The 26,249-nt window shown below is 65.7% G+C and carries 27 protein-coding genes and 1 tRNA gene; 8 read left to right on the top strand and 20 right to left on the bottom strand.

Annotated elements, in window-relative coordinates:
* The 16 genes from ABIE19_RS12310 to ABIE19_RS12235 form a co-directional block, all read right to left on the bottom strand.
* On the bottom strand, positions 1–1,488 hold the full coding sequence (locus ABIE19_RS12310; protein WP_354089483.1) for an NADH-quinone oxidoreductase subunit M: 1,488 nt from the start codon (positions 1,486–1,488) through the stop codon (positions 1–3).
* A 5-nt stretch (positions 1,489–1,493) separates the two neighbouring features.
* The gene (nuoL, locus tag ABIE19_RS12305; protein ID WP_354089694.1) at positions 1,494–3,557 is read right to left on the bottom strand and encodes an NADH-quinone oxidoreductase subunit L; all 2,064 of its coding nucleotides are present in this window, start codon (positions 3,555–3,557) and stop codon (positions 1,494–1,496) included.
* Between the two features lie 14 nt (positions 3,558–3,571).
* Complete coding sequence (gene nuoK / locus ABIE19_RS12300; protein ID WP_105563431.1) at positions 3,572–3,880, bottom strand: NADH-quinone oxidoreductase subunit NuoK; 309 nt, start codon at positions 3,878–3,880, stop codon at positions 3,572–3,574.
* A complete protein-coding gene (locus ABIE19_RS12295; RefSeq protein WP_354089482.1) occupies positions 3,880–4,506 on the bottom strand; it encodes an NADH-quinone oxidoreductase subunit J in 627 nt (208 codons plus the stop codon). Before ABIE19_RS12295 ends, nuoK begins: the two co-directional genes overlap by 1 nt.
* Before the next feature lie 62 nt (positions 4,507–4,568).
* The gene (nuoI, locus tag ABIE19_RS12290) at positions 4,569–5,060 is read right to left on the bottom strand and encodes an NADH-quinone oxidoreductase subunit NuoI (RefSeq protein ID WP_040345161.1); all 492 of its coding nucleotides are present in this window, start codon (positions 5,058–5,060) and stop codon (positions 4,569–4,571) included.
* Positions 5,060–5,263, bottom strand: coding sequence for a hypothetical protein (locus ABIE19_RS12285; RefSeq protein WP_354089481.1), 204 nt, complete (start codon positions 5,261–5,263; stop codon positions 5,060–5,062). The genes nuoI and ABIE19_RS12285 overlap by 1 nt, the downstream gene beginning before the upstream one ends.
* A complete protein-coding gene (locus ABIE19_RS12280) occupies positions 5,263–5,487 on the bottom strand; it encodes a hypothetical protein (protein ID WP_354089480.1) in 225 nt (74 codons plus the stop codon). The genes ABIE19_RS12285 and ABIE19_RS12280 overlap by 1 nt, the downstream gene beginning before the upstream one ends.
* Positions 5,487–6,563, bottom strand: coding sequence for an NADH-quinone oxidoreductase subunit NuoH (gene nuoH / locus ABIE19_RS12275; RefSeq protein ID WP_354089479.1), 1,077 nt, complete (start codon positions 6,561–6,563; stop codon positions 5,487–5,489). Before nuoH ends, ABIE19_RS12280 begins: the two co-directional genes overlap by 1 nt.
* A 3-nt stretch (positions 6,564–6,566) precedes the next feature.
* Positions 6,567–8,612: an NADH-quinone oxidoreductase subunit NuoG gene (gene nuoG, locus ABIE19_RS12270; protein ID WP_354089478.1), complete on the bottom strand. Its 2,046-nt coding sequence runs from the start codon at positions 8,610–8,612 to the stop codon at positions 6,567–6,569.
* A 5-nt stretch (positions 8,613–8,617) separates the two neighbouring features.
* Positions 8,618–9,931 (bottom strand): NADH-quinone oxidoreductase subunit NuoF, encoded by a 1,314-nt coding sequence (gene nuoF / locus ABIE19_RS12265; RefSeq protein WP_354089477.1) that lies wholly within the window; start codon positions 9,929–9,931, stop codon positions 8,618–8,620.
* A gap of 6 nt (positions 9,932–9,937) precedes the next feature.
* Complete coding sequence (locus tag ABIE19_RS12260) at positions 9,938–10,207, bottom strand: hypothetical protein (protein ID WP_354089476.1); 270 nt, start codon at positions 10,205–10,207, stop codon at positions 9,938–9,940.
* Positions 10,207–10,881 (bottom strand): NADH-quinone oxidoreductase subunit NuoE, encoded by a 675-nt coding sequence (gene nuoE, locus ABIE19_RS12255; protein WP_354089475.1) that lies wholly within the window; start codon positions 10,879–10,881, stop codon positions 10,207–10,209. The genes ABIE19_RS12260 and nuoE overlap by 1 nt, the downstream gene beginning before the upstream one ends.
* Positions 10,878–12,056 carry an NADH-quinone oxidoreductase subunit D gene (locus ABIE19_RS12250; protein ID WP_354089693.1) on the bottom strand — a complete coding sequence of 393 codons (1,179 nt, stop codon included), beginning with the start codon at positions 12,054–12,056 and terminating at the stop codon, positions 10,878–10,880. The genes nuoE and ABIE19_RS12250 overlap by 4 nt, the downstream gene beginning before the upstream one ends.
* 95 nt (positions 12,057–12,151) lie before the next feature.
* Complete coding sequence (locus ABIE19_RS12245; protein ID WP_312063429.1) at positions 12,152–12,775, bottom strand: NADH-quinone oxidoreductase subunit C; 624 nt, start codon at positions 12,773–12,775, stop codon at positions 12,152–12,154.
* Complete coding sequence (locus ABIE19_RS12240) at positions 12,772–13,383, bottom strand: NuoB/complex I 20 kDa subunit family protein (RefSeq protein WP_354089474.1); 612 nt, start codon at positions 13,381–13,383, stop codon at positions 12,772–12,774. The genes ABIE19_RS12245 and ABIE19_RS12240 overlap by 4 nt, the downstream gene beginning before the upstream one ends.
* A complete protein-coding gene (locus ABIE19_RS12235; RefSeq protein WP_354089473.1) occupies positions 13,353–13,730 on the bottom strand; it encodes an NADH-quinone oxidoreductase subunit A in 378 nt (125 codons plus the stop codon). Before ABIE19_RS12235 ends, ABIE19_RS12240 begins: the two co-directional genes overlap by 31 nt.
* Positions 13,731–13,940: 210 nt before the next feature.
* Here ABIE19_RS12235 and ABIE19_RS12230 point away from each other — a divergent pair, with 210 nt between their 5' ends.
* Both ABIE19_RS12230 and ABIE19_RS12225 read left to right on the top strand, forming a co-directional pair.
* The gene (locus ABIE19_RS12230; RefSeq protein ID WP_354089472.1) at positions 13,941–15,551 is read left to right on the top strand and encodes an AbgT family transporter; all 1,611 of its coding nucleotides are present in this window, start codon (positions 13,941–13,943) and stop codon (positions 15,549–15,551) included.
* 112 nt (positions 15,552–15,663) lie between these two features.
* A tRNA-Asp gene (locus ABIE19_RS12225) sits at positions 15,664–15,740 on the top strand.
* 321 nt (positions 15,741–16,061) lie between these two features.
* Here ABIE19_RS12225 and ABIE19_RS12220 read toward each other — a convergent pair.
* A complete protein-coding gene (locus ABIE19_RS12220) occupies positions 16,062–17,312 on the bottom strand; it encodes a glycosyltransferase (RefSeq protein WP_354089471.1) in 1,251 nt (416 codons plus the stop codon).
* A gap of 296 nt (positions 17,313–17,608) precedes the next feature.
* Here ABIE19_RS12220 and ABIE19_RS12215 point away from each other — a divergent pair, with 296 nt between their 5' ends.
* From ABIE19_RS12215 to ABIE19_RS12200, 4 genes are all read left to right on the top strand, one after another.
* The gene (locus ABIE19_RS12215) at positions 17,609–20,902 is read left to right on the top strand and encodes an autotransporter outer membrane beta-barrel domain-containing protein (RefSeq protein WP_354089470.1); all 3,294 of its coding nucleotides are present in this window, start codon (positions 17,609–17,611) and stop codon (positions 20,900–20,902) included.
* A 215-nt stretch (positions 20,903–21,117) separates the two neighbouring features.
* Positions 21,118–21,789: a helix-turn-helix domain-containing protein gene (locus ABIE19_RS12210; protein ID WP_354089469.1), complete on the top strand. Its 672-nt coding sequence runs from the start codon at positions 21,118–21,120 to the stop codon at positions 21,787–21,789.
* 72 nt (positions 21,790–21,861) lie between these two features.
* Positions 21,862–22,203 carry a hypothetical protein gene (locus ABIE19_RS12205; protein ID WP_354089468.1) on the top strand — a complete coding sequence of 114 codons (342 nt, stop codon included), beginning with the start codon at positions 21,862–21,864 and terminating at the stop codon, positions 22,201–22,203.
* Between the two features lie 43 nt (positions 22,204–22,246).
* On the top strand, positions 22,247–22,684 hold the full coding sequence (locus ABIE19_RS12200; RefSeq protein ID WP_354089467.1) for a hypothetical protein: 438 nt from the start codon (positions 22,247–22,249) through the stop codon (positions 22,682–22,684).
* A gap of 13 nt (positions 22,685–22,697) precedes the next feature.
* Here the strand turns inward: ABIE19_RS12200 and ABIE19_RS12195 are convergent, their stop codons facing one another.
* Together ABIE19_RS12195 and ABIE19_RS12190 are read right to left on the bottom strand one after the other, a co-directional pair.
* Positions 22,698–23,399 carry a DUF899 domain-containing protein gene (locus ABIE19_RS12195; RefSeq protein WP_354089466.1) on the bottom strand — a complete coding sequence of 234 codons (702 nt, stop codon included), beginning with the start codon at positions 23,397–23,399 and terminating at the stop codon, positions 22,698–22,700.
* 23 nt (positions 23,400–23,422) lie between these two features.
* Positions 23,423–23,626, bottom strand: a complete 204-nt coding sequence (locus ABIE19_RS12190) for a hypothetical protein (protein WP_354089465.1) — start codon at positions 23,624–23,626, stop codon at positions 23,423–23,425.
* A 100-nt stretch (positions 23,627–23,726) separates the two neighbouring features.
* Between ABIE19_RS12190 and ABIE19_RS12185 the strand changes: the two genes are divergently transcribed.
* Together ABIE19_RS12185 and ABIE19_RS12180 are read left to right on the top strand one after the other, a co-directional pair.
* Positions 23,727–24,947, top strand: a complete 1,221-nt coding sequence (locus ABIE19_RS12185; protein WP_354089464.1) for an HTH domain-containing protein — start codon at positions 23,727–23,729, stop codon at positions 24,945–24,947.
* Positions 24,948–24,979: 32 nt separating this feature from the next.
* Positions 24,980–25,624, top strand: a complete 645-nt coding sequence (locus tag ABIE19_RS12180) for a Vgb family protein (protein ID WP_354089463.1) — start codon at positions 24,980–24,982, stop codon at positions 25,622–25,624.
* 16 nt (positions 25,625–25,640) lie between these two features.
* On the opposite strand, the gene ABIE19_RS12175 is transcribed toward ABIE19_RS12180, so the two are convergent.
* Positions 25,641–26,249: a DUF1190 domain-containing protein gene (locus tag ABIE19_RS12175; protein WP_354089462.1), complete on the bottom strand. Its 609-nt coding sequence runs from the start codon at positions 26,247–26,249 to the stop codon at positions 25,641–25,643.

Here is a 26,249-nt window from a genome sequence, read left to right as displayed (position 1 = left end):
TCACCCGCCGATGGCTGCGCGATAGGCGGTCGTCAGGGCCTCAACGCTTGGCCCGGTGTAGTCGAGGACGGCGTTGGGATAGAGGCCCAGCCAGATGGTGCCGACGATCAGCGGGACGAAGATCAGCAGTTCGCGCTTGTCGATGTCCGTGATGGTCTGCAGCGCCGGGTTCTTGATCTCGCCGTACATGACGTTGCGGAACAGCGTCAGGGCGTAGACCGCCGAGAAGATGACGCCCGAGGCCGCGATCAGGGCCGTCCAGGTCGAGACCTTGTAGGCGCCGGTCATGGTCAGGACTTCGCCGATGAAGCCCGAAGTGCCCGGCAGGCCGACGTTGGCCATGGTGAACATCAGGAAGATGGCCGCATACCAAGGCATGCGCGCCGTCAGGCCGCCGTAGAAGGCGATCTCACGCGTGTGCATCCGGTCATAGACCACGCCGACACAGAGGAAGAGCGCGCCCGAGATCAGGCCGTGGCTCAGCATCTGGAAGACGGCGCCCTGCACGCCGGTGTCGTTGCCGGCGAAGATGCCCATGGTCACGAAGCCCATATGTGCGACCGACGAATAGGCGATCAGCTTCTTGATGTCCGTCTGACGGAAGGCGACCAGCGAGGTGTAGACCACGGCGATCACCGACAGGGTGAAGACCAGGGGCGTGAACATCTGCGACGCCTGCGGGAACATCGGCAGGTTGAACAGGATGAAGCCGTAACCGCCCAGCTTCAGCAGGATGCCGGCCAGGATGACCGAACCGGCCGTCGGGGCCTGAACGTGGGCGTCGGGCAGCCAGGTGTGGACCGGCCACATCGGCATCTTCACTGCGAACGAGGCGAAGAAGGCCAGCCACAGGATCGGCTGAACGGCTGGGTCGAAGGCGTACTTCTTCAGCTCGGGGATGCTGGTGGTGCCCGTCTCATGGGCCATCCACAGCATGGCCAGCAGCATCAGCACCGACCCCAGCAGGGTGTAGAGGAAGAACTTGTAGGAGGCGTAGATCCGGTTCGCCCCGCCCCAGATGCCGATGATCAGGAACATCGGCACCAGGGTGCCTTCGAAGAAGATGTAGAAGAGGAACAGGTCCAGCGACGTGAAGACGCCGATGACCAGGGTCTCCAGCACCAGGAAGGCGATCATGTATTCGACGACGCGCGTCTCGATCGATTTCCAGCTGGCCACGATGCAGATCGGCATCAGGAAGGCGGTCAGCAGGACGAACAGGATCGAGATCCCGTCCACGCCCAGGTGATAACCGGCGCCGGCGAACCAGACGTAGTTTTCAACGAACTGATAGGCCGGGTTCGAAGGATCGAACTGGGCGACAAGCAGGACCGACACGGCCAGCACCACGAGCGTGGCGCCAAGCGCGATCCAGCGCGCGGCCGGAGCCGCGGCGTCCTGACCGCCCTTGTTCAGCATGCTGGCCAGAAGCAGCAGGCCGGCGCCGACCAGCGGCAGGAAGGTGACGATGCTCAGAATGTGAGGCACGAGGCTCAGGCTCCCCACGTGAAGATGGCGAAGGCAAGGAACACAGCCACGCCGATCAGCATCACGAATGCATAGAAGTAGACGAAACCGGACTGGAAGCGCGACAGCCAGCCGCCCGATTTCAGCGAAGCCCAGGCCGCGCCGTTGGGGCCGAGACCGTCGATGATCTTCACGTCGCCGATCTTCCAGAAGAAGTCGCCGAGCGCCTTGGCGCCCTTCACGAAGACGGCGTCATACAGCTCGTCGAAGAACCACTTGTTGTAGAGGAAGGTCCACAGCGGCCCCTTGCGCTCGGCCCACTGCTTGGCGACGCCTTCCTTGAGGATGTAGATCCAGAAGGCGGCGAAGGTGCCCGTCAGCGTCACGATCAGCGGCGCCCACTTCACCCAGGTCGGGACGTTGTGGCTCTCGTGCAGGACGTGGTTGGCGCTGCCGACGAAGATGGCGCCGCGCCAGAACTCGGCCTCGTGGTGACCGATGAAGTGCGGGGCGAAGATCATGCCCGCGAAAACGGCGCCGATCGACAGCACCAGCAGCGGCAGAATCATGGGCGCCGGGCTCTCGTGCGGCGACAGCGGACCATGATGGTGGTCGTCGTGCGCATGATCGTCATGGGCGTGGTCGTCGTGACCGTGCGCATCATGAGCATGGGCGTCGCCGTGGTGCGCGCCCTCCTCTTCCTTCCACTTGGCCGTGCCGTGGAAGGTCATGAAGACCAGGCGCCACGAGTAGTAAGCCGTCAGCAGGGCCGCCGAGATGCCGATGACGAAGGCGAACATGCCCGCAGCCGAGTGGCCCGTCGCCGCCGCCGCATAGGCGCTCTCGAGGATGGAATCCTTGGAATAGAAGCCGGCGAAGCCGCCGACGCCGGGCAGACCCAGGCCGGTGATGGCGATGGTGCCGATCATCATGACCGCATAGGTGATGGGCAGCAGCTTCCACAGGCCGCCCATGTTCCGCATGTCCTGCTCGTGGTGCATGCCGTGGATCACCGAGCCGGCGCCCAGGAACAGCAGGGCCTTGAAGAAGGCGTGCGTGAACAGGTGGAACATGGCGGGCTGATAGGCGCCGACGCCGGCGGCGAAGAACATGTAGCCCAGCTGCGAACAGGTCGAGTAGGCGATCACGCGCTTGATGTCGTTCTGCATCATGCCGACGGTGGCGGCGAAGATGGCAGTGATCCCGCCGATGACGGCGATGAACAGCGACGCGACGGGCGCGTGCTCATACAGCGGCGACAGCAGGCAGACCATGTAGACGCCAGCGGTGACCATGGTGGCCGCGTGGATCAGGGCCGACACAGGCGTCGGGCCTTCCATGGCGTCCGGAAGCCAGGTGTGCAGGAAGAACTGGGCCGACTTGCCCATGGCGCCGATGAAGAGCAGCAGGCCAGCCAGATCCAGCGCCGACCAGGTGTGGCCCAGGAAGTCCCAGCCCGTGCCGGCCTTGCCGGCGATCAGCGGGAACAGCTTGGCGAACTCGATCGTGCCGAACATCCAGAAGACGGTCATCATGCCGAGCAGGAAGCCGAAGTCGCCGACGCGGTTGACCACGAAGGCCTTGATGGCGGCGGCCGAGGCGGTGTCCTTCTTGTACCAGAAGCCGATCAGCAGATAGGAGGCCAGACCCACGCCTTCCCAGCCGAAGAACATCTGCAGGAAGTCGGCGGCCGTCACCAGCGCCAGCATCATGAAGGTGAAGAGCGACAGGTAGGCGAAGAAGCGAGGACGGCTGTCGTCCTCGGCCATGTAGCCCCAGGAATAGAGGTGAACCAGCGACGACACCGTCGTCACCACGATCAGCATCGTGGCCGACATGGCGTCCACGCGGATCGACCAGTTCGACTGGAAGTCGCCGACGTGGATGAAGGGCGCGATGTGGACGGTGAAGGCTTCGAGCCCGCCCCAGGTCCACTGGCTGAACACGATCCACGAGACCGCGCACGAGAAGAACAGCAGGCCGGTCGTGACCGACTGCGAGGCGATGTTCCCGATCCTGCGACCGAAGAAGCCGGCGATCATGGCCCCCAGCAGGGGAGCGAAGACGCCGAGAGTGACGAGAGTCTGGATAGTCACGGTTCCGATCAGCCCTTCATCACGGAGGCGTCGTCAACCGCGATGTCGCCGCGGTTACGGAAGAAGGTCACCAGGATCGCCAGGCCGACGGCGGCTTCAGCCGCGGCGACGGTCAGGACGAACATGGCCATCAGCTGACCCGACACGTCGTTGAGATAGGTCGAGAAGGCGACGAAGTTGATGTTCACCGCGAGCAGGATCAGCTCAACCGACATCAGGATGATGATGACGTTCTTGCGGTTCACGAAGATGCCGAACACCCCGATGGTGAACAGCATGGCGGCGACCGCCAGATAGTGCTGGAGCGAGATGTCCATCACAGAAGCTCCTCGGGGGTGACGCCCTGGCCGGTGGCGACCGACTTGACCTCGACGGCCTTGGCGCGTTCGCGGTTAGCCTGGGCGGCCAGGTCCTGGCGGCGGACGCCGGGGCGGTGGCGCAGGGTCAGGACGATGGCGCCGATCATGGCGATCAACAGCACGATGCCCGCAGCCTGGAAGAAGTAGACGTAGTCCGTGTAGAGCACCCGGCCGATCGTCTCGATGTTGGTGGCGTCGGCGCCCGCGACGACCGGCGCGGCCGCGGCCTTGGCCGCCCCGCCCTGCACCACGGTGATCGACACCATGATCATCTCGGCCAGCAGCACGCCCGCGACGATCCCCGCCAGCGGCAGGTAGCGGGCGTAGCCTTCGCGGAGGCGGACGAAGTCGACGTCCAGCATCATGACCACGAACAGGAACAGCACCGCGACGGCGCCGACGTAGACGACCACCAGCAGCATGGCCAGGAACTCTGCGCCCAGAAGGACGAACAGGCCGGCGGCCGAGAAGAAGCTGAGGATCAGCCACAGGACGGAGTGCACGGGATTGCGCGCGGTCACGACCAGAAGGCCCGAGACCACGGCGACCGTCGCCAGAAGATAGAACGCTATGCCTTGCAGCATGGGTGGGACAAAGCCCCCTTCAAAGTCTTGCGCGGCGATCCCTCGCGGAATCGCGGCACGGTTTAGCGATACGGAGCGTCGAGTTCCAGATTCTTCGCGATCAGCCGTTCCCAGCGGTCGCCGTTGTCCAGCAGTCGGGCCTTGTCATAGAGCAGTTCTTCGCGCGTCTCGGTGGCGAACTCGCTGTTCGGTCCCTCGACGATGGCGTCCACCGGGCAGGCCTCCTGGCACAGACCGCAGTAGATGCACTTGACCATGTCGATGTCGTAGCGGGTCGTCCGGCGGCTGCCGTCGGCGCGGGGTTCGGCCTCGATGGTGATGGCCTGGGCGGGGCAGATGGCCTCGCACAGCTTGCAGGCGATGCAGCGTTCCTCACCGTTCGGATAGCGGCGCAGCGCGTGCTCGCCGCGGAAGCGCGGCGACTGCGGGTTGCGCTCGAACGGATAGTTCACCGTCGCCTTCGGCTTCATCATGTACTTCATCGACAGGCCGACGGCGCCGAACACGTCGGTCAGCATCGCGCCCTTGGCCGCCTGAACGATACGGGTCAGCATTAGGATTTCACTCCGGCGCATTCGCGTTCATAGCGCGCGCTTTCCTTGTCGAGGGTCTGGCAAAGGCGTTCGCGTTCAGCGTCCTGACGCTGAAGCTGCTCGACCTTGCGTTCCCATTGATAGACCGAGACCGGTTCCGGCTCGTAGGCGGCGCAGGCCCCCAGGACCAGAAGCGCCGGCAGGATGAGGAGGCTGGATTTCATCACCCCACCCTCCCCTTGCAGTCGTCACGGTCGAAGCGCGGATCGTCGCGCGACAGCCGCTGGCAATAGGCGCGCTTGTCCGCCTCCTCGCGACGCTCCTGCTCGACGCGCTCCAGCCGAGCGGTCGCGCTTTCGGGCGCGGCCGGGTCGAGCGGCTTGAAGCTGCAGGCCGACAGGCCGGCGGCGAGCGCCAGCGCAACCAGGAATGTCGCGCGAAGGCCCATCACGCCCCCACCGCGAAGACGCGCCAGGCCGCCACGACCACCACGGCGATCAGCGAGGCCGGCAGGAAGATCTTCCAGCCCAGGCGCATCAGCTGGTCATAGCGGTAGCGAGGCACGAAGGCCTTCACCAGGGCGATCATGAAGAACCAGAAGACGATCTTGGTCGCCAGAACCAGGAAGTAGAACAGGTTGGCCAGGAAGGTCGGCCAGCTGTCGAGGAAGTCGGTCGGGAAGCCCGGGTTCCAGCCGCCGCAGAACAGCAGGCTGATCATGGCGCACATGAAGACGATGTTGGCGTATTCGCCGATCATGAACAGCAGGTAGGGCGTCGACGAATATTCGACCTGATAACCGGCCACCAGTTCCGACTCCGCTTCAGGCAGGTCGAAGGGCGGGCGGTTGGTCTCGGCCAGGGCCGAGATGAAGAAGACGATGGTCATGGGCAGCATGACCACGATGGTCGGCAGGGTGTCGAGGCCGCCGCCGAACATGTTCCAGTTCCAGATCCAGCCGGTCTGCGCGGTCACGATCTGCGTCAGGTTCATCGTCCCGGCCAGCAGGATGACGTTGATGATGACCAGGCCCATCGAGACCTCATAGGACACCATCTGCGCCGCCGAACGCAGCGAACCCAGGAAGGGGTACTTCGAGTTCGAAGCCCAGCCGCCCATGATGATGCCGTAGACGCCCAGCGAGCTGATCGCGAGGATGTAGAGCACCCCGACGTTCAGGTCCGAGATCACCCAGCCCGGCGCGAACGGGATCACCGCCCAGGCGATGAAGGCCAGGACGAAGGTGATCAGGGGCGCGGCCAGGAAGACGACCTTGTCGGAACCCGACGGGACGACGATTTCCTTGAGCACGAACTTGAAGAAGTCGGCGAAGGACTGCAGCAGGCCGAAGGGGCCGACCACGTTGGGACCTTTGCGCAGTTGAACGCCGGCCCAGATCTTGCGGTCCGCCAGCAGCAGGAAGGCCAGCGAGATCAGGATCCCGACCGTGACGATCAGGATGCCGCCGAGAGTGGCGAGGGTCCAGCCGAGGGGGGTGGCCCAGAAGGAGGTCGCAGCGTCCATGTCTTACTCCGCCGCCAGAACGACCGGCGCCGTCCGCTCAGCGGACAGTTGGGCCATGGTTTCACTGGCGCGCGCGATCGGGTTGGTCAGGTAGGGATCGGCGATGACGGAGACGAAGGCGACGTCGCCCAGGTCTCCCTTGGCGCCCAGCTTGGCGACGTCGAAGGTCGCGGCCGGCGCCAGGTAGTCGATGCGGCCGAAGGTCGGATGGTCGCCCATCAGCTTCGTGCGCAGTTGCTCCAGGGTGTCGAACGGCAGCTTCTGGCCCACGCGTTCCGACAGGGCGCGGATGACGGCCCAGTCTTCCTTGGCCTCGCCCTTCGGGAAGACGACACGCTCGGCCATCTGCACCCGGCCCTCGGTGTTCACATAGATGCCCGACTTTTCGGTATAGGCGGCGCCCGGCAGGATGACGTCGGCGCCGTGCGCGCCACGGTCGCCGTGCGAACCCAGATAGACGCGGAAGGCGCCCGAAGCGTCGGCGTTCACCTCGTCCGCGCCCAGCAGGAAGAGCACGTCCAGAGCGCCCGGCTTCAGCATGCCGGCCACGTCCAGGCCGCCCTCGGCCGGGACGAAGCCCATGTCCAGACCGCCGACGCGCGCGGCTGCGGTGTGCAGGACGTTGAAGCCGTTCCAGCCGTCCTTGACCACGCCGACCTTCTTGGCCAGCGCGCCCAGGGCGTTCAGCACGGCCGCGCCGGTTTCGCCGGTCAGGGCGCTCGCGCCGACGATGATCGCCGGGCGTTCAGCCTTGGTCAGGAAGTCGACGGCGGCCTTGGGCAGCTTGCCGACAGTCTTCGAACCGGCGCCCAGGTAGTTGTAGTCATAGGTCAGCTCGACCTGCTGGCCGATGACGCCGATCTCGGCGGCGCCCCTCAGCCAGGTCTTGCGGATGCGGGCGTTGAGCAGCGGCGCCTCGACGCGCGGGTTGGCGCCCACGATCAGGATGGCGTCAGCGTTCTCAATGCCTTGCAGGCCAGAGTTGAACAGCCAGCCTTCGCGAGCGTCGCCGCCCAGGGCCGCGCCGTCCTGGCGGCAATCGGTGTTGGCCGAGCCCAGGGCGCGGAACAGGTCCAGCGTCGCCTTCATCGACTCGGCGTCCTGCAGGTCGCCGGCGATGACGCCGATGCGGTCGGCCGAAGCCGCCTTGAGCTTGGTCGCCACGGCGCTCAGCGCCTCGTCCCACGAGGCGACGCGCAGCTTGCCGTTCTCACGCACCCACGGGCGGTCCAGACGGCGGGCCTGCAGGCCGTCGACGGCGTAGCGCGAACGGTCGGACAGCCACTCTTCATTGATGCCCTCGTTCACGCGCGGCAGGACGCGCATGACCTCGGCGCCGCGCGCGTCGGCGCGAATGTTCGAGCCCAGGGCGTCCATGACGTCGATGGTCTCGGTCTTCTTCAGCTCCCACGGACGATAGTGGTACTGCCACGGGCGGTGCGTCAGCGCGCCCACGGGGCACAGATCGTTGACGTTGCCCGACAGCTCGCTGTCGATGTTCTTTTCCAGATAGGTCGTGATCTCGGCGCTTTCGCCGCGCGAGATCATGCCGATGTCCGGTACGCCGGCCACTTCGGTGATGAAGCGAACGCAACGCGTGCATTGGATGCAGCGCGTCATGAACGTCTTGACCGTCGGGCCCATGTTCTTTTCTTCGACCGCGCGCTTGTTCTCGCCGTAGCGCGAACCGTCGCGGCCGTAGCCCACGGCCTGATCCTGCAGGTCGCACTCGCCGCCCTGGTCGCAGATCGGGCAATCCAGCGGGTGGTTGATGAGCAGGAACTCCATCACCCCTTCGCGGGCCTTCTTGACCATCGGCGTGTCGGTGAAGATCTCCTGGCCTTCAGCGGCCGGCAGGGCGCACGAAGCCTGGGGCTTCGGCGGTCCGGGCTTCACTTCAACCAAGCACATCCGGCAGTTGCCGGCGATGGACAGGCGCTCGTGGTAGCAGAAACGCGGGATCTCCTGCCCGGCCAGCTCTGCGACCTGCAGAACCGTCATGCCGGGTTCGAACTCGGTTTCGACGCCGTTGACCTTGGCGATAGGCATTACGGTTACTCCGCCGCGATCGCGTGGCCGGCGAAGTTCGCGCGGCGGCTGCGGTAGGTGTGGATGCGTTCTTCGATCTCGTGACGGAAGTGGCGGATCAGGCCCTGAACGGGCCAGGCCGCGGCGTCGCCGAGGGCGCAAATGGTGTGGCCTTCGACCTGACCGGCCACGTCGAGCAGCAGATCGATTTCCGAAGGATCGGCGTCGCCGACGGCCATGCGTTCCAGCACCCGCCACATCCAGCCGGTGCCCTCGCGGCATGGCGTACACTGGCCGCAGCTCTCGTGCTTGAAGAAGTAGCTGATGCGGGCGATCGCCTTAACGATGTCGGTGGACTCGTCCATGACGGTCACGCCGGCGGTGCCCAGCGACGACCGCATCTCGCGCATGGAGTCGAAGTCCATCAGGACGGTTTCGGCCTGTTCGCGCGTGATGACCGGGCAGGATGCGCCGCCGGGAATGATGGCCTTCAGGTTGCCCCAGCCGCCGCGGACGCCGCCGCCGTGATCCTCGATCAACTGGCGCAGCGGGATCGACATGGTTTCTTCGATCACGCAGGGCGTGTTCACGTGACCGGCCAGCGACATCAGCTTGGTGCCGGTGTTGTTCGGACGACCGAAGCTGGCGAACCAGTCCGCGCCGCGACGCAGGATGGTGCCGACCACGGCGATGGATTCGACGTTGTTCACGGTCGTCGGGCAGCCGTAGAGGCCCGCGCCGGCCGGGAACGGCGGCTTCAGACGCGGCTGGCCCTTCTTGCCTTCCAGGCTTTCCAGCAGAGCCGTCTCTTCGCCGCAGATATAGGCCCCGGCGCCGTGGTGGATATAGACGTGGAAGTCCCAGCCGTGGACGTTGCCATCACCGATCAGCTTGGCCTCATAGGCCTGCTTGACGGCGGCCTCCATGCGCTCGCGCTCCAGCACGTACTCGCCGCGCAGGTAGATGTAGCAAGCATGGGCCTGCATGGCGAAGGAGGCGATCAACGCGCCTTCGATCAGCAGTTGCGGATCATGACGCATGATCTCGCGGTCCTTGCAGGTCGCGGGCTCGGATTCATCGGCGTTGATGACCAGGTAGTGAGGGCGATCCTTCACTTCCTTGGGCATGAAGGACCACTTCAGGCCGGTCGAGAAACCGGCGCCGCCGCGTCCGCGCAGGCCCGAGTTCTTGACGTTGTTGATGATCCAGTCGCGGCCAAGGTCCAGTATGTCCTTGGTGGCGTTCCACGCCCCGCGCTGCTTCGCACCCTCGAGGCCCCAGTCATGGAAACCATAGAGGTTGGTGAAGATGCGGTCCTTGTCTTCGAGGATTCCGACCATGAGCCCTTAAAGTCCTTCCGCCAGACGGCGCTTGTGGTGGCGGGTGCGCATGAAAATAGAGGCGACGACCAGAGCCCAGCCGGCGGCCAGCAGGCCGTAGGCGACGAGCAGCAGGTCTTCCGACAGTCCGAACTTGCCGTCCTTGACCACCAGAACCATGCCCGCGGCGACGAGGATCAACGCCAGCCCGCCCCAACGCAGGGGCCAGCCGACGCGACGCAGTTCGGCCCGGTAGGCCGCCCTGCCCTCATCGCTGTCGAGGTTCGGTCGAGTCATCAGGCCGGAGCCTTCTCGGCCGCCGGCTTGGAGTTCGGCAGCGACTTGATCTTCTTGGCGCGCGAACCGTCGTACAGCGCCGGGTCCGTCAGGACCCTGGAGCCGCCCTCGGGCTCGGAGGTGTGACGACCGACGCGCGAGCCCGGCTTCGGCGACTTGCCGGCGGCGAAGTCGTCGATGATCTGGGCCATCGTCTCGGGCGTCAGGTCTTCGTAATAGTAGTCGTTGATCTGGGCCATCGGCGCATTGGCGCAGGCGCCCAGGCACTCGACTTCCTGCCAGGTGAAGCGGCCGTCGGCGGACAGTTCGTCCTTGGGACCGATCTTCTCCTTGCAGACGCGCATCAGCTCATTGGCGCCGCGCAGCATGCAGGGCGTGGTGCCGCAGACCTGGATCAGGGCGGCTTTGCCGACCGGCTCCAGCTGGAACATGGTGTAGAAGGTCGCGACCTCCAGCACCCGGATATAGGCCATGCCCAGCAGTTCGCCGACGGCGCGGATGGAGGGCTCGGACACCCAGCCTTCCTGTTTCTGGATCAGCCACAGGATCGGGATCACCGCCGACTGGCGACGGTTCTCGGGATACTTCTTGATCCACCACTCGGCCTTGGCCTTCGTGTCCTTTGAAAAGGCGAAGGATTCAGGCTGTTCCTTGGCGAGGCGACGAACGCTCATCGGTCCACTTCTCCGAACACCATGTCGAGCGAGCCGAGGATGGCCGACACGTCCGCCAGCATGTGGCCCGTGTTCATCCAGTCCATCGCCTGCAGGTGACGGAAACCGGGGGCCGACAGCTTGACGCGGTAGGGTTTGTTGGTGCCGTCCGACACCAGATAGACGCCGAACTCGCCCTTGGGCGCCTCGACGGCCGCATAGACCTCGCCTTCCGGCGTCCTGAAGCCCTCGGTGTAGAGCTTGAAGTGGTGGATCAGCGCTTCCATCGAACGCTTCATCTCACCGCGGCGCGGCGGGGTGATCTTGTGGTCTTCGGCCAGGACCGGCTCGCCGGGACAGTTCCGCAGCTTGTGGATGCACTGCTCCATGATGCGAACCGACTGCTTCATCTCTTCGATGCGGCAGAGGTAGCGGTCCCAGCAGTCGCCGTTCTTGCCGACCGCGATGTCGAACTCGAGGTCCGCATAGCAGTCGTAGGGCGTGGCCTTGCGCAGGTCCCAGGCGATGTCCGAGCCGCGCAGCATGACGCCCGAGAAGCCCCAGGCCAGAGCCTCTTCCTTGGACACCACGCCGATGTCGACGTTGCGCTGCTTGAAGATGCGGTTCTCGGTGACCAGGCTCTCGATGTCCGCCAGCTTGGCCGGGAACTCGGCGCACCAGCGGCCGATGTCGTCGACCAGCTCCGGCGTCAGGTCCTGGTGGACGCCGCCGGGACGGAAGTAGTTGGCGTGCAGACGGGCGCCGCAGGCGCGCTCGTAGAAGACCATCAGCTTCTCGCGCTCTTCGTGGCCCCACAGCGGCGGGGTCAGGGCGCCCACGTCCATGGCTTGCATGGTCGTGTTCAGCAGGTGGTTCAGGATGCGGCCCATTTCCGAGTACAGGACCCGGATCAGTTGGCCGCGATAGGGCACGTCGACTTCCAGCAGGCGCTCGATGGCCAGGCAGAAGGCGTGCTCCTGGTTCATCGGCGAGACGTAGTCCAGCCGGTCCAGGTAGGGGATGTTCTGCAGATAGGTGCGCGACTCCATCAGCTTCTCGGTGCCGCGGTGCAGCAGGCCGATATGCGGGTCGACGCGGGTCACCAGTTCGCCGTCCAGCTCCAGCACCAGGCGCAGCACGCCGTGCGCGGCCGGGTGCTGCGGGCCGAAGTTGATGGTGAACTTGCGGTCGTCCATCGCCCGCGCGTGCGGGGTCAGGCCGTCTTCATAGTCCTCGAACGGATCGATCGCCTTGGGAGCAGCCGTCGCGGGGGTGTTGTGTCCGTCAGCCATTACTTGGCTCCCGCCTTCTCGTCGCCCGGCAGGACGGTCGGATATTCAGCGCCTTCCCACGGAGAGAGGAAGTCGAAGTTGCGATATTCCTGGGCCAGCTTCACCGGCTCATAGACCACGCGCTTCTGTTCTTCGTCGTAGCGGACCTCGACATAGCCCGTCATCGGGAAGTCCTTTCGCAGCGGGTGCCCCTGGAAACCGTAGTCGGTCAGGATGCGGCGCATGTCGGGGTGATCCGAGAAGATCATGCCGTACATGTCGAAGGCTTCACGCTCGAACCAGCCGGCCGAAGGATAGACCGACACGACGCTGGGAACGGGCTTCACCTCGTCGGTCGAGACCTTGACGCGCACGCGTGCGGCGCGGGTCAGCGACAGCAGGTGATAGACCACCTCGAAACGCTCGGCGCGGTCCGGATAGTCGGCGCCGCAGGCGTCCATCAGCAGTTGGAAGCCGAATTGATCGCGCAGGGCGGTCATGACGGCGACGATGTTCTCGCGCGGGGCGATCAGGGTCAGCTCGCCAAAAGCGACGACGGCCTCGACACCGAGAGCCGCCACCATTTCGGTCCCCAGCGGGGTCAGGGCGGATTCGCGCTCCGCGACGCGCACCAGTTCGCTCATCGCTCGATCGTCCCCGTGCGGCGGATCTTCTTCTGCAGCTGCAGGATGCCGTACAGCAGGGCCTCGGCCGTCGGCGGGCAGCCCGGGACATAGACGTCCACCGGCACCACGCGGTCGCAGCCGCGCACGACGCTGTAGCTGTAGTGGTAGTAGCCGCCGCCGTTGGCGCACGAGCCCATGGAGATGACGTAGCGCGGGTCCGGCATCTGGTCGTAGACCTTGCGCAGGGCCGGAGCCATCTTGTTGGTCAGGGTGCCGGCGACGATCATCAAATCCGACTGGCGCGGCGAACCGCGCGGCGCGGTGCCGAAGCGTTCCAGGTCGAAGCGCGGCATCGACAGGTGGATCATCTCCACGGCGCAGCAGGCCAGGCCGAAGGACATCCACATCAGCGAACCCGTGCGGGCCCAGTTGATGACGTCGTCCAGCGAGGTCGTCAGGAAGCCCTGCTCGCCGAGCTCGGTGTTCACCGCCTCGAAGAACTTGTCGTGGATCTTGGGGTCGTAACCCTCGACGGTCGAGCGCGCGGCCGAGCCGGCGGGGACCAGGGGCGACGCCAAGGGCGACGAAGGCGCGATCACTGCCATTCCAGGGCTCCCTTCTTCCATTCGTAGATGAAGCCGATCGTCAGCACGCCAAGGAAGATCATCATCGACCAGAAGGCGAAGACCATGCCGCCCGTCGACAGGTCGAACATCGACACCGCCCACGGGAAGAGGAAGGCCACTTCCAGGTCGAAGATGATGAAGAGGATCGACACCAGATAGAACCGGACGTCGAACTTCATGCGTGCGTCGTCGAAGGCGTTGAAGCCGCACTCATAGGCCGACAGCTTCTCGGTGTCGGGGTTTTTCGGCGCCAGAGCCCAGGCGGCCAGCATGAAGCCGAGGCCCAGTACGGCGGCGATCGCCAGGAAAACGACGATCGGGAGGTATTCCAGAAGAAATGCGTTCATTCGAGCTGCCTCGCCCGCCGAGGGAGGGGGCGGATTCGGGGCTTCTTAGACCCAACCTTCCGCAGGTTCAAACCCATGTCGGCAAAGGTTTTTTGTTGAGAATGGTTCGCAGTGATGCGGGCGTTTTGCCGCAGGCCGCGGCGTTGCCAGCGACGACGCCGATACGCGTTAATGCGCCCTTCCTGACTTCACTGACGAAAGCGCCGCCGCATGAGCCTGGCCGCCCGCATGCTGAACGCCGTCGAACGCGTCGGCAATCGCCTGCCCGATCCCGTATTTCTCTTTCTCTGGCTGATCTTGGCCCTGGTCGCGCTCAGTCTGGTCGGGGCCGGTCTAGGCTGGTCGGCGGTCAATCCGGTGACGGGCGACGTGCTAAAGGCCGAGAGTCTTCTGTCCCCCGCCAACCTGGAACGGCTGTTCATCGGCATGCCGCGCACCCTGGCCGATTTTCCGCCCCTGGGGATCGTGATCACAATTATTTACGGGGCCTCGGTAGCCGAGCGGACGGGCCTGTTCTCAACCGCGATCCGGGGCGCCCTGCTGAACGCGCCGCGCTTCATCCTGACGCCCATCGTGGTCGTGACGGGCATGGTGTCGCACCACGCCTCGGACGCCTCCTATGTCGTGGTCATTCCCCTGGCGGCCGTCATCTTCGCCGCCGCCGGACGTCATCCCCTAGCGGGCCTGGCCGCGGGATTCGCCGCCGTGTCGGGCGGATATGCGGGCAACCTCTTCCCCGGCGCCAGCGACGCCCTGATCCTGGGCATCACCGAGCCGGCGGCCCATCTGATCGATCCGTCCTATGCGGTCAGCATCGCCGGGAACTGGTTCTTCATCATCGGCGTCGTGATCGTCTTCACGCCCATCGTCTGGTTCCTGACCGACCGGGTGATCGAGCCGCGCCTCGGCCCGTGGACGCCCTCATCCGCCGCGCCCGCCACCGCCGAAGAGAAGACGCCGCTGACCAGCGCCGAAAAGCGCGGCTTGGCCTTCGCGGGCCTGACGGTCCTGGCCATGATCGCCCTGTGGGCCGCCATCACCTTCCTGCCCGGCTCGCCCTTCGTCGATGTCGAGGCGGAGCCGGAGCAGCGCTTCAATCCCCTGTACCGCTCGCTGGTCGCCTTCTTCGCCCTGACCTTCTTCGGAGCAGGCGCGGCCTTTGGCGTAGGCTCGGGCTCGATCAAGTCGCACCATGATCTGGTCCGCATGATGCGCGACGGGATCAGCCAACTGGCCCCCTATATCGTCCTGGCCTTCTTCGCCGCCCACTTCGTGGCCATGTTCAACTGGTCTGGCCTGGGGCCGATCCTGGCGGTCAACGCCGCCGCCTCCCTGCGGGAACTGGCCCTGCCGACACCCCTGCTGCTGATCGTGGTGGTGCTGGTGTCCTGCGTCTTCGACCTGTTCATCGGCTCGGCCTCGGCCAAGTGGTCGGCGCTGGCGCCCATCGTCGTGCCCATGTTCATGCTGCTGGGCATCAGCCCCGAGATGACGACCGCCGCCTATCGCATGGGCGACAGCGTCACCAACATCGCCACGCCGCTGATGAGCTACTTCCCCCTCATCCTGACCTTCGCCCAGCGCTGGGACCCGAAGTTCGGTCTGGGCTCGCTGATGGCGACCATGCTGCCCTATGCCGGCGCCTTCCTGGTCGCGGGCCTGATCATGGTGGCGTCCTGGGTGGCGCTGGACCTGCCGCTGGGGCCGGGCGTAGGCGTCCACTACGACCCGCCCCCGCCCGCAACCGCGGCGCATCTGCCGGCCGACGGCGGAATCGCCGGCCCGGTCGCTCCGCCTCAGGCGACGGCTGCAGCCAAGTAACGGAGGTCGCGCGATATTTTCACTTATCCACAGCGGGGCCGCTTGACGCGCGCGGCGGCCCCGCCTAAACGACGCCCCTCGCCGCGGCGCACAGCGCTTCGGTTCGGGAAACGCGGGTGTAGCTCAGTTGGTTAGAGTGCCGGCCTGTCACGCCGGAGGTCGCGGGTTCGAGCCCCGTCACTCGCGCCATTCTCTTCAGCGAAGGGAATGGCGCACACCGCCCCCGATCATCGCCTCTTCAAACAATCGACAAGCTTGAGCCGCTGACGCGAAGCGTCTGCGGGTTTCGTCGTTTGTCTGACGTTCCTCGAAATGTGCACTCAAAAAAAACAGGGTGCACATAGTGCACATTCGCCTCCGGCTCCCCTCTCCACGCCCCTTGTCGCAGAGGGAGCCGCCAGCATGGCACGGGTCCGGGATCAGGCTGGCGAAACGACCGAAGAAAGCTCCAATCCCTGAAATTCGTTGGGATTGGCCCGCATGATTACGCTGGCGAGCCCGACGCCGCCCTCAGTTCAGCGGCGCGATCTGTTGCGGCATGACGAACTCGGGACGGCCGCTCAGTTCGCCGTAGAGCATGGACAGGTCCTCGAAGACTCGGTTCCAGGCGAACTGCTCAACCATCTTGACCCGCGCCGCCTGGCCCAGGGCCTCGACGTCGCGTTCGAACAGGGCTTCGATCGCCTCGGCGTAGTCCGCCGGATCGGCGGACGCCGCCAACTGGCCCACGCTGGGATCGACCGTCTCGGCCACCCCGCCGGCGTTGACGCCCACGACCGGTCGTCCGCAGGCCATGGCCTCCAGCACGATCAGGCCGAAGGGCTCCTTGTCGTTGGCGTGCACGAAGGCGTCGCAGCTGGCGATGATGCGCGCCACGGCCTTGGGGTCCTTTTCATAAGGCAGGGAGATCACACGATCTTCCGGCGGCATGCCCGCCCCGGCGCCGACCAGCACCAGGTGATACGGCGCGCCCAGGCGCTGCACAGCATCGATCAGGACATCGACGTTCTTCTCCTTGGCCGGGCGTCCGGCGAAGCACAGCAGACGGGCGTCCGCGCCCAGCCCCAGCTTCTTCAGCAGCCAGTCCCGATCCCGGCGATCGGGGCGAAAGGTGTCGACCTCGACCCCCAGGGGACGAATCACGATGCCGCCCACGCCCGCCTCTTCCAGGCGGCGCGCAATGAAGCGGCTGGGGGAGACCACGCGGTCGAACTGAGAAAAGAGCCTGGCCCAGCGCTTTTCGACGGGCTTCTTGGCCCATTCGCCGAAGTGCAGGGCCGCCAGGCCGGCCGGGTCCGAATGGCAGAAGCCGACCACGGGACACCCGACCCTCTGTCCGGCCTCCAAGGCTCCCTGCCCCGGCGTATAGGGGTCGCCGGCCTCGATCACCGCCGGGTTCAGCGAAGCGACCCAGGCGCCCCACCGTCGCACCGAACTGGGCCAGCGATAGCCGTCGCCGAACGGCAACTTGGCCGCATGAAGCTGAACAACGCCGTCCACGCCCGCCCTGTGCCGAGCGCCCGGCACCACCAGGCTGTGGGCCACCGAGGGTCGGTTCGCCTCCAGCCAGGCCTTCTTTGACAAGAGATAACGCTTCACTCCGCCCGAGCGCGGCGCGAACAGCATGGTGGTGTCCACCAGACGCGGACGCGGGTCGGCGGTCGAGGCCTTCATCAGCCTCAGGGTCTCGGCGACCTCCTCGTCCAGCCCGGGGAACAGGCGCAGTTCGCTTTCATGGACGTCGATGTCGGTCAGACTCATGGAAGCCTTTTCTCCGGTTCTCAACGCGGCAACGCGACTGGAGCGGCTTTGGATGCGACGGGCGCGCTTGGAACTCACCATGAATCGCCCGTAGCGCTGTAAACTGCTCCGCTCAAGCGACGTTTTCTTCCCGTCTCCAACGAATGCGGTTCTTCAGTTCCCGTTCAGCTTGCGCTAGCTAGGGCAGGCCTTGCAATCGCCTCAAATTCGAGAAACTTGGGGCATAACGACGCCGAGCCTGTTAGACGGAGCCCGGCGTTATGGCGCGCGTGTGTCCATGAGGGGTTTCTGAACTAATGCGTATTCTGCTCGCGACCGCCGTAGCGATCGCCCCCTTGATGGCCGCAGCCGGCGTTCAGGCCCAGACGGCGACCGAGACCGTGATCAACACGGCCCGGACGACGCCGATCTCGACCTCCACCGCCACGGGCACGGCGCCCAACAACATCCGCATGGCCACGGGCGGCTCCATAACGGTCGCCAGCGGCACGGCCGTCACCGTCGATTCCAGCCACAGCATCGACCTGGATGCAGGCTCGTCCATCACCATGGACAAGTCAGCCAGCGGTTCGACCGGCATTCTGGTGAACGGCGGCAATACGGCCAACGTCACGGTCGGCGGCACGATCTCCGTCACCGATTCGATCACTGAATACACGGACACCGACAAGGACGGCGACCTGGACGGCCCCTTCGCCGAGGGCACGGATCGCTACGGCGTGCGCATCAGGGGCGCCTCTCCTCTGACGGGCAACGTCCTTGTCGAAAGCACAGGCGCCATCAAGGTCGAAGGCAATAATTCCGCCGGGCTGTCGGTTGAAGCCCCTCTGGTCGGCAATCTGACCAATCTGGGTACGATCAGCGCCCTGGGCGACAACGCCTACGGCATCCACGTAACCGGACCTGTCACCGGCAATGTCGCCGTTCTCGGCACTGTGGCCGCCCAAGGCAAGGATGCGGTCGGCGTCGCGCTCGACGGCAATGTGAACGGCGCAGTCAAGATTCAAGGCGCGATCACGAGTACTGGATTCCGCTACACGACCCCGCCGCCGACCCGCCCCACGACGGGGGCTCGCGACGACGCCCTTTATCTGGATGAGCTGGACGCGGACGATCTGCTGCAAGGCGGCCCCGCCGTGCGCATCGGCGGCGACGTGACCGGCGGCGTTCTGTTCGACACAGGCCCGACCTATGGTCCCAAGGGTATCGACGGCGATGACGACGGCGACGGCGTCAAGAACGGCGACGAGGACGACGACGGCGACGGCATCAAGAACCGGGACGACCCTGACCGCGACGGCGACGGTCTTCCTGACGCAAGCGAAGGCACGGCTACGATTCGCGCCTACGGCAGCGCCCCCGCTGTGCTGGTCGGATCGGCCGACAAGGCCGTTACGGTCGGTGTCGTCGGAACCGGCAGCAACGCCTATGGCCTGATCAATCGCGGCTCGATCGAGGCCGCCGGCATCTACGCGAACAACAACGCCGTCGCCATGCAGATCGGCGGAACCGGTCAATCCGTCACGGTCAACGGCGGCGTACATAACGCTGGCAGCATCGGTTCAAGCGCGAATAAGTCGAACTCGACGGCGGTCCTGATCGGCGCTGGCGCCACGACTCCAGGGTTCGTCAACTCGGGCTCCATTCAGGCGACGGCGGTGAGTGACGGAACGCATGAGGCCTCAGGCGTAAACATCGCCGCCGGCGCCTCCATGCAGCGCTTTGAAAACTCTGGACAGATCACGGCCGCCGCGGCCGGGTCCAAGACGAACGTCTACGGCGTACGCGATCAATCGGGCACGCTGACCAGCATCACCAACACCGGCACTATCCTGACCGGCATCACGCCGACAGCGGATGTGGCGCAGACTGGCAAGGCCGTCGCCATCGACGTCAGCGCCAATACGACAGGCGTGACCTTCGTTCAGAACGGCGTCACTTCGACCGACACCACCTTGCCCGACACGGATAAGGACGGCGTTCCAGACTCGAAGGAACCGGCCGTCGTCGGCGACATCCGTCTGGGCTCCGGCGCCGATGTGCTGGACATCCGAAACGGCACGGTGACGGGCGATATCGACTTCGGCGCAGGCGCCGACAGCCTGTCGATCTCCGGCGGCGCCGTCGTCACAGGCAAGCTGACGAACAGCGACGGCCTGCTGAACATCAATGTGTCCAAGGGAACCCTGGACGCCCGACAACTGGGCCAGATGACCGTCACCGGCCTGAACGTCGGCGCTGAAGGCTCCCTGATCGTCACCCTGGATCCCGCCACCACGACCAACAGCGGCTTCAAGGTCAACGGCGGCGCCAATATCGCCGATACCGCCGATCTGGGCGTGCGATTCAACTCGCTGATTGATGCGCCGACGCGCTTCACCATCATCGACGCCGGCAACGGCAATCTGACCGTCGGCGCCCATGATCCCAACGCGGTCCAGAAGAACTCGCCCTACGCCTTCGTCGTGAAGACCGGCGTCGATGTCGGCGCCGGCCAGGTCTATGTCGACGCCAAGCGCCGCACGGCCGAAGAGGCCGGCATGATCGGCGTCGAATCCGCCGCCTATGACTCGATCTACGGCGCGCTGAAGAGCAATGAGGCGATCCGCAACGCCATCCTGAACCAGACGACGCGCGACGGCTTCTTCGACATCTACGAGCAGATGCTGCCGGATCACTCTGGCGGTTCGCTGATGTCGCTGGCGGCCGGCGTGGACGCCGTGACCCGCGCCCTGACGGGCCGCAACGCCTCGGCCGCGCCGGGCGAAACCAGCGCCTGGGTGCAGGAGATCAACTTCTACGCCGACAAGGACAAGACCGACTCCTACGGCTTCCGTTCCGAAGGCTTCGGCGTAGCGGGCGGCATCGAACGCGGCACCAGCATGGGCGCCATCGGCCTGTCGGCCGCCTTCACCTCCTCCGACATCGAGGATCCGGAGGCTGCGGCCGAGGAAGTCCTGTCGGCCAACCTGCTGGAGCTGGGCCTCTACTGGCGCGCCCAGGGCCAGTACTGGACGACCTGGGCCCGCGCCGCAGGCGGCTACGCCTCGTTTGAATCGACCCGTAAGCTGGTCGCCGAAGGCCTGAACCTAAAGGCTGTGTCCGACTGGCACGGCTACACCCTGTCGGCCGCCGGCGGCGCCTCGTATGAACGCATGTTCGGCCGCGTGAACATCCGCCCCGAAATTTATGGCGAGTACTTCTCCCTGAGCGAAGGCTCCCGCACAGAAGAAGGCGGCGGCGACGGCTTCAACCTCGACATCGAAGAGCGCGACGGCCACATCTTCTCGGGCGTGGCGGCGGTCAACATCGGCTACGGCTTCGGCCAGAACGGCTGGATTCGCCCGGAAATCCGTCTGGGCTGGCGCCAGAACTTCTCGGTCGACGCCGGCAAGACCATCGCCCGCTTCGCCTCGGGCGGCGACGCCTTCACCCTGGACCCGGCCTCGATCGAAGGCGGCGGCCCCATCCTCGGCTTCCGCCTGAATGTCGGCAACCAGTTGGGCATGCTGGCCATCACCGGCGACGCGGAACTGCTGGAAGACTACGTCCGATACACCCTGCTGCTGCGGGCCAGCTTCAAGTTCTGATCGGAACGGACAAGCCGTAGGAAGGCCGTCGGGAAACCGGCGGCCTTTTCCTTTGCCGCCTTTGTCGTCGCTCGCACCAGGCGCAAGGCTCGCCAATCCCAGCGACGAACTGTAAACCGCGCATATGATTTATTCTGCGGGCCGCAAGAATCAGCATGTGAAGACCCTGCGCGGCCCCGCCTGCGCCGTGGACGCCTGCGAGACGAGTTGAGCCCATGCCTGCGCACGCCTCATCCGGTATCGGCGCGCGGCTTACGCCCACTGAACGCGAATGCCTGTCCCTGGTCGGCCAGGGTTATCAGTCCAAGGAGATCGCCGGTTTCACGGGCAAGTCTCCGAAAACCATCGACAAGCACATAGAGAACGCCTGCCGCAAGCTGGGCGTCCAGAACCGCCGTCAAGCCGCGCGGCTTCTTACTTCCTCCGACATACGGAGCGACGTCGTAGAGGCGCCGTTCCCCGTGGCCGATCCGACCGCTTTCGCCACTGATGACCTGGCGAAAGGAGGTGTGAATGCCGCAGACGCTCGCACGTCTCCCTTCCCTGACCTGGGAAGAGGTGGAGGCGATATTCGACGAGCTGGCGGCGACGAACGAGCAGAGAGATCAGGCGCTCAACCTGCTGTCGATGACGCGACAGGCGGCCGGGACGCTTTCTCCGCTCGACTTGATGCGCGAGATTTTCTGCATCGCGCTCGTTCTCCCTTGCGGGAACGATCGACCGCCGAAGAGGCCCGACGGGGAGAGTCCGCTTCCCCTCTCAAACGGATGATGTCGATTCTCGTCATCGCCGTGGTCGCCTCGGTCCTGCTGGCCGCCCTTCTAGGCGGCGGCGTGCAGTTGCAACTCGCCGTTCAGGCCGTCGACCGTCTTTTTTCGGGTCGCTGACCCCTACTCCGCCGCCCCCCCCCCCCGTTTTCCCGATCAGCTCCGACGCTCGTGCATCGGCAAGGATCCCCCATGCAAAGACGCCAACTGGCCCAGACCATCGCCGACGCCCTGTTCCAGGCCGAGGATTCCGCGGACATCTCGCTGCGCGACGCTTCCGCCCTGATCAACACTCTGACCAACGCTCGGCTAGATCATCGCCTGTCTGCCGTCCTCGGCGCGGACGCACTGTCCGCCACGACCGAGGCCGTTCGCGCCCTGGGAGAAGCTCGGGGTCGGCTCGTCGCCGCCCACCAGGCCCTGGCCGGGGCGGCGCCATGGCTCGTCGGCCATAATGTCGTGCTGACCGGGCCGATGACCGGCAAGCCGGACGACGCCACGCGACCGGCAGGCCGCCTTCGCGAGGTTGCGTGACTATCGCTTGATCCTGCGGTTCGATCCGGCCAATGCAGGAGTCATGCAACAGCTAGAGACCCCGGTTCAGATCGGCCTGACGGCCCTGCTCGTCGTCGTCGCCGTGCTCGCCCTCTGGCGCGGCGGACGGCCGGAGCGGCTGGCCATGATCGCCGTGATCATCGCCACCCTGGTCACGCCCCTGGTTCAGAACACCGCGGATCTGCATGCGCCTCAATGGAGCATCATGGCCGTGGACGCCACCCTGTTCCTGTTCCTCGCGGCGCTCGCCTGGCGCTATTCCCCGGCATGGCTGCTCTGGGCGGCGGCTTTTCAACTGATCACGGTCGCCACCCATATCGGCTACGCGCTGAACCTGGACATCGTCAGCCGGGCCTATCTCTCGACCTCCTACCTGCTTTTCTTCGGCCTGCTGGCCGCCATCAGTTGGGGCGTGATCCAGCACGAAGGCCGTCGGCGGAAGTCACGCCAGGCTGGATGAGCCATCCAGGGGGCTAGTCAGCGTATTCGTCCTGCAGCCTGACCCAGCTCATCGTGCCGCCGGTTTCGTTGCGTCCCTTGGGGGTCAGGTCCAGCCAGTTGAAGGCGCCCATCAGCAGCTCTGTGCCTCGATGATAGGTGGAGTAGGTGTGGAAGACGTCGCCGTGCTCGTCCTTCACAAACACGCTGACGCCGAACATGTCCGAGCTGCGGCTTATGAGGATGTGGCCATAGTTGTAGGAGGCGCGTCCGGCCTCGCGATCCTCGGCCGTGAAGGACACACCGAAGTCATGGTTGAAATCACCGTCGCCCGAGGACAGCCAGCGAAACGCCCACCCCATCCTCGCCCGCGCCGCCTCGATCTGTTCGATCGGCGCGCGGGAGACCGCGACAAAGGAGAGATCGGCGTGTTCGAAATGCCGCCGGGCCGCATCGACATGGTCCATGGTGAACGAACATCCCGGACAGAGATGATCCGACCCCGGCGCCAGCATGAAGTGATAGACCGCGAGTTGGCTGCGCCCGTCGAACAGATCGGACAGCGCGCGCGACCCCTCCGGTCCCTGGAAGACATAGTCCTTGTCCACCCTGACCCAGGGCAGTTCCCGACGTTCGGCCCGCAATGCGTCGAGCGCATGGGTCATGGCCAGTTCCTTTTCGAACAGCGCCTTGCGGGCGGTCAGCCAGTCTTCGCGAGACAGGATTTCGTGCGGCATCGTCAGTCTCCTATGCGGATCGGTCAGCCGCGCCCGGCGGGATCGAGCCAGACCGGCAGGTGAAAAAGGCTCATCAGCCCGTACATCAGGGTCATCCCGTCTCCCGGGAGCATGCCCGGAGACGACGAACAGAGGGCCATGGGGTGGGGATCAAAGGCCGAGAGCACGGCCATGACGGCGAAAAGAGGCGACGCCGTCAGCGCCAGCCAGCGCGTCCTGCTTTTCATCCCGCCTTCAATCGTCATCGCCGAGCGCCTGTCCTTTGATCGGCCTCTCTTCTAGAAACGATGCGAGAGAGGTGAGAGTGACAAATCTGGCGAGGTTTGCATGGACGCCCTGATCACCGCCGCCGGTCGCGCGCTCACGCTCGGCGATCCCCTCGGCGCATTGAACCGCGTCTCGCTGCGCGAAGACCCGCCCGCCCTGGCCCTGCGCGGCGTCGCCATGGCCCAGCTCGGCGAGTTTGTGACCGCCAGAAGCCTGCTGCGTCGCGCCGGACGCGTATTCGGCGCGCGGGAGCCCGTGGCGCGCGCACGATGTCTCATCGCGGCGGCGGAAATCGCGCTGGTCCTGCGCGACCTCAACGAGGCCATGGACGCGCTCGACCGGGCGCAGCCCGCCCTGGAGCACCACGGTGATCGCGTGAACGCCGCCCATGCCGGGTATCTCCAGGCGCGCTGCCTGCTGGTGATCGGGCGGCTGGACGAAGCGGAAACGAGGCTGAGCCGGCTCGATATTCAGGCCCTGCCCCTCGCCTCTCGCGCCGGAGGCCTTCTCGTCGCCGCCGGGATCGCCATGCGGCGCATCAAGGCGAAACCGGCGCACACGGCCCTGGATCGTGCGGCGGCCGCGGCGCGCGAAGCCGGAATCCCCGCCCTGGTCGCGGAAGTCGAGGTCGCTCGCCGCGCCCTTCATGCGCCCGGCGCCATACTGTCGATGCAGGGGGAAAGCAGACCGCTCAAGCTTGAGGCTATAGAGGCCCTGATCGCTTCGAACGCCTTGATCGTCGATGCCATGCGCCATCGGCTCCGCCTCGGCGACCAGGTGATTTCGTTGGCCGGACGACCGACGCTGTTCGCGCTTCTTCGTGCGCTGGCGGAGGCCTGGCCCGGCGACTCCGCGCGTGAAACCCTGCTCAGGAAAGCCTTCGGCGCCCGCTTCGTGGATGAATCGCACCGTGCGCGTCTTCGCGTCGAGATCGGTCGATTGCGGTCGGAGATCGGGCCTCTGGCCGCTGTCGTCGCCACCGAGCGAGGCTTCATTCTACAGCCCCTCGGGACAGAGGGCGTCGCGATCCTGGCGCCGCTGCATGAGCAAGAACACGCCGATGTTGTGGCCCTGTTGGCCGACGGCGAGGCCTGGTCCAGTTCGGCGCTGGCGCTGGCGCTCGACGTCAGTCCGCGCACCGTGCTGCGGGCGATCGAAACGCTCGCCGTCGCCGGAAAGATCGACGCCATAGGGCATGGCCGGGCTCGCCGCTGGATCTTGCGTCAGGCCCCCGGTTTCCCGACAGGCTTGTTACTCTCCACCCTGCTGCCGGCCCGCTAGGGTTTGTTCTCATCAATCAGGAGCACAGGCGCATGCGACGTTCACCCGCCGAAATCGTCCGCGAGTACGGCCCCTTCCCCGGCGTCGAAGCCGTACACGGGGTCAGCTATGACGGACGAAGCGTCTGGTTCGCCACAGGCGATCGCCTGAATGCGCTGGATCCCGACAGCGGGGAGATCACCCAGGTGATCGAGACTCCGGCCGACGCCGGCACGGCCTTTGACGGCGTTCACCTGTATCAGGTCGCCGAAGCGGCGATCCACAGGATCGATCCCGGCAGCGGAAAGATCATCGCGACCATTCCCGCCCCCGGCGCGGGCGGCGACTCCGGTCTCGCCTGGGCCGAAGGATCGCTCTGGGTCGGGGAGTATCGCGCGCGTAGGATCCATCGCATCGACCCCGACACCGGCGAGGTTCTGCGGACGATCGCTTCCGACCGCTTCGTCACCGGCGTCACCTGGGTCGACGATCAGTTGTGGCATGCGACATGGGACGAGGACGGCAGCGACATCCGCCGGATCGACCCCGAGACGGGAAGCGTCCTTGAACGCCTGGACATGCCCGCCGGCGCAGGCGTGTCCGGCCTGGAGTCGAACGGCGCGGACCTCTTTTACTGCGGCGGCGGGGACCACGGTGCATTACGCGCCGTTCGTCGCCCGAAGGCGAAGGCGCGGTAGACGAAGAAGGCGGCGATCAGCCGCCGTACCCCCGGCCCCCGCCGCCGAACCCGCCGCGTGACACGATCGTGGTGCGGCTCTGCACCCGGCTCGGCGCCTGGCGGGCGACGTCGCCGTACTCGCGGCCGTTGGTCAGGGTCTTGCCCGATCGATAGTCGCGATAGGCGTATCCGCCGCCGTAGCCGTTGGAATACCGATCCTCGCGATCGCGATAGAGCGCCCCGCCCCCGCGATATCCGCCGCCGTTCAACATCTGGCCGACGACGAACCCGGCCAGGAGCGGCGTGAAGAAGGAGCCGCCCCCGCTGTGGTTCGGCTGGCACTGCGACGGCCCCCACTGACCTTCGCATTCGGATTGGGTGGCGTAACGTGGCCCGGTCTCGGCCGCGGCCTTCTGGGCCGCGGTCAGGGCAGCGTCGCACTCGACATCCGAAATGTCATTGGCGGCGCGACACTCTTCCAGCGAAGTATAGACCTGAGCCGGTTCAGGCTCCGGCGGCGCGACGCGCTGCGGCGAGCCGCAGGCGGCCAGGGTGAAGCCGGCGGTGGCCATCAGGCTGCTGACCTGCAGGACGCGCGAGCGCTTCAGTCGGCGCATCGTCTTGGTCTCATTGAGTTCGGTCAT

It is taken from the genome of Brevundimonas faecalis (genome assembly GCF_040549405.1).
GTDB classification, from domain to species: Bacteria; Pseudomonadota; Alphaproteobacteria; order Caulobacterales; family Caulobacteraceae; genus Brevundimonas; species Brevundimonas faecalis.
Note: the sequence above shows the minus strand (reverse complement) of the source record. Positions and strands in the feature narration are given on the sequence as shown.

Bases quoted from the DNA above. Each gene is read 5' to 3' on its own strand.
- nuoK (WP_105563431.1), bottom strand. From the start codon at position 3,880: ATGGACATCTCGCTCCAGCACTATCTGGCGGTCGCCGCCATGCTGTTC.
- ABIE19_RS12295 (WP_354089482.1), bottom strand. From the start codon at position 4,506: ATGCTGCAAGGCATAGCGTTCTATCTTCTGGCGACGGTCGCCGTGGTC.
- nuoI (WP_040345161.1), bottom strand. From the start codon at position 5,060: ATGCTGACCCGTATCGTTCAGGCGGCCAAGGGCGCGATGCTGACCGAC.
- ABIE19_RS12285 (WP_354089481.1), bottom strand. From the start codon at position 5,263: ATGAAATCCAGCCTCCTCATCCTGCCGGCGCTTCTGGTCCTGGGGGCC.
- ABIE19_RS12280 (WP_354089480.1), bottom strand. From the start codon at position 5,487: ATGGGCCTTCGCGCGACATTCCTGGTTGCGCTGGCGCTCGCCGCCGGC.
- nuoH (WP_354089479.1), bottom strand. From the start codon at position 6,563: ATGGACGCTGCGACCTCCTTCTGGGCCACCCCCCTCGGCTGGACCCTC.
- nuoG (WP_354089478.1), bottom strand. From the start codon at position 8,612: ATGCCTATCGCCAAGGTCAACGGCGTCGAAACCGAGTTCGAACCCGGC.
- nuoF (WP_354089477.1), bottom strand. From the start codon at position 9,931: ATGGTCGGAATCCTCGAAGACAAGGACCGCATCTTCACCAACCTCTAT.
- ABIE19_RS12260 (WP_354089476.1), bottom strand. From the start codon at position 10,207: ATGACTCGACCGAACCTCGACAGCGATGAGGGCAGGGCGGCCTACCGG.
- nuoE (WP_354089475.1), bottom strand. From the start codon at position 10,881: ATGAGCGTTCGTCGCCTCGCCAAGGAACAGCCTGAATCCTTCGCCTTT.
- ABIE19_RS12250 (WP_354089693.1), bottom strand. From the start codon at position 12,056: ATGGACGACCGCAAGTTCACCATCAACTTCGGCCCGCAGCACCCGGCC.
- ABIE19_RS12245 (WP_312063429.1), bottom strand. From the start codon at position 12,775: ATGAGCGAACTGGTGCGCGTCGCGGAGCGCGAATCCGCCCTGACCCCG.
- ABIE19_RS12240 (WP_354089474.1), bottom strand. From the start codon at position 13,383: ATGGAAGAAGGGAGCCCTGGAATGGCAGTGATCGCGCCTTCGTCGCCC.
- ABIE19_RS12235 (WP_354089473.1), bottom strand. From the start codon at position 13,730: ATGAACGCATTTCTTCTGGAATACCTCCCGATCGTCGTTTTCCTGGCG.
- ABIE19_RS12230 (WP_354089472.1), top strand. From the start codon at position 13,941: ATGAGCCTGGCCGCCCGCATGCTGAACGCCGTCGAACGCGTCGGCAAT.
- ABIE19_RS12220 (WP_354089471.1), bottom strand. From the start codon at position 17,312: ATGAGTCTGACCGACATCGACGTCCATGAAAGCGAACTGCGCCTGTTC.
- ABIE19_RS12215 (WP_354089470.1), top strand. From the start codon at position 17,609: ATGCGTATTCTGCTCGCGACCGCCGTAGCGATCGCCCCCTTGATGGCC.
- ABIE19_RS12210 (WP_354089469.1), top strand. From the start codon at position 21,118: ATGCCTGCGCACGCCTCATCCGGTATCGGCGCGCGGCTTACGCCCACT.
- ABIE19_RS12205 (WP_354089468.1), top strand. From the start codon at position 21,862: ATGCAAAGACGCCAACTGGCCCAGACCATCGCCGACGCCCTGTTCCAG.
- ABIE19_RS12200 (WP_354089467.1), top strand. From the start codon at position 22,247: ATGCAACAGCTAGAGACCCCGGTTCAGATCGGCCTGACGGCCCTGCTC.
- ABIE19_RS12195 (WP_354089466.1), bottom strand. From the start codon at position 23,399: ATGCCGCACGAAATCCTGTCTCGCGAAGACTGGCTGACCGCCCGCAAG.
- ABIE19_RS12190 (WP_354089465.1), bottom strand. From the start codon at position 23,626: ATGAAAAGCAGGACGCGCTGGCTGGCGCTGACGGCGTCGCCTCTTTTC.
- ABIE19_RS12185 (WP_354089464.1), top strand. From the start codon at position 23,727: ATGGACGCCCTGATCACCGCCGCCGGTCGCGCGCTCACGCTCGGCGAT.
- ABIE19_RS12180 (WP_354089463.1), top strand. From the start codon at position 24,980: ATGCGACGTTCACCCGCCGAAATCGTCCGCGAGTACGGCCCCTTCCCC.
- ABIE19_RS12175 (WP_354089462.1), bottom strand. From the start codon at position 26,249: ATGACCGAACTCAATGAGACCAAGACGATGCGCCGACTGAAGCGCTCG.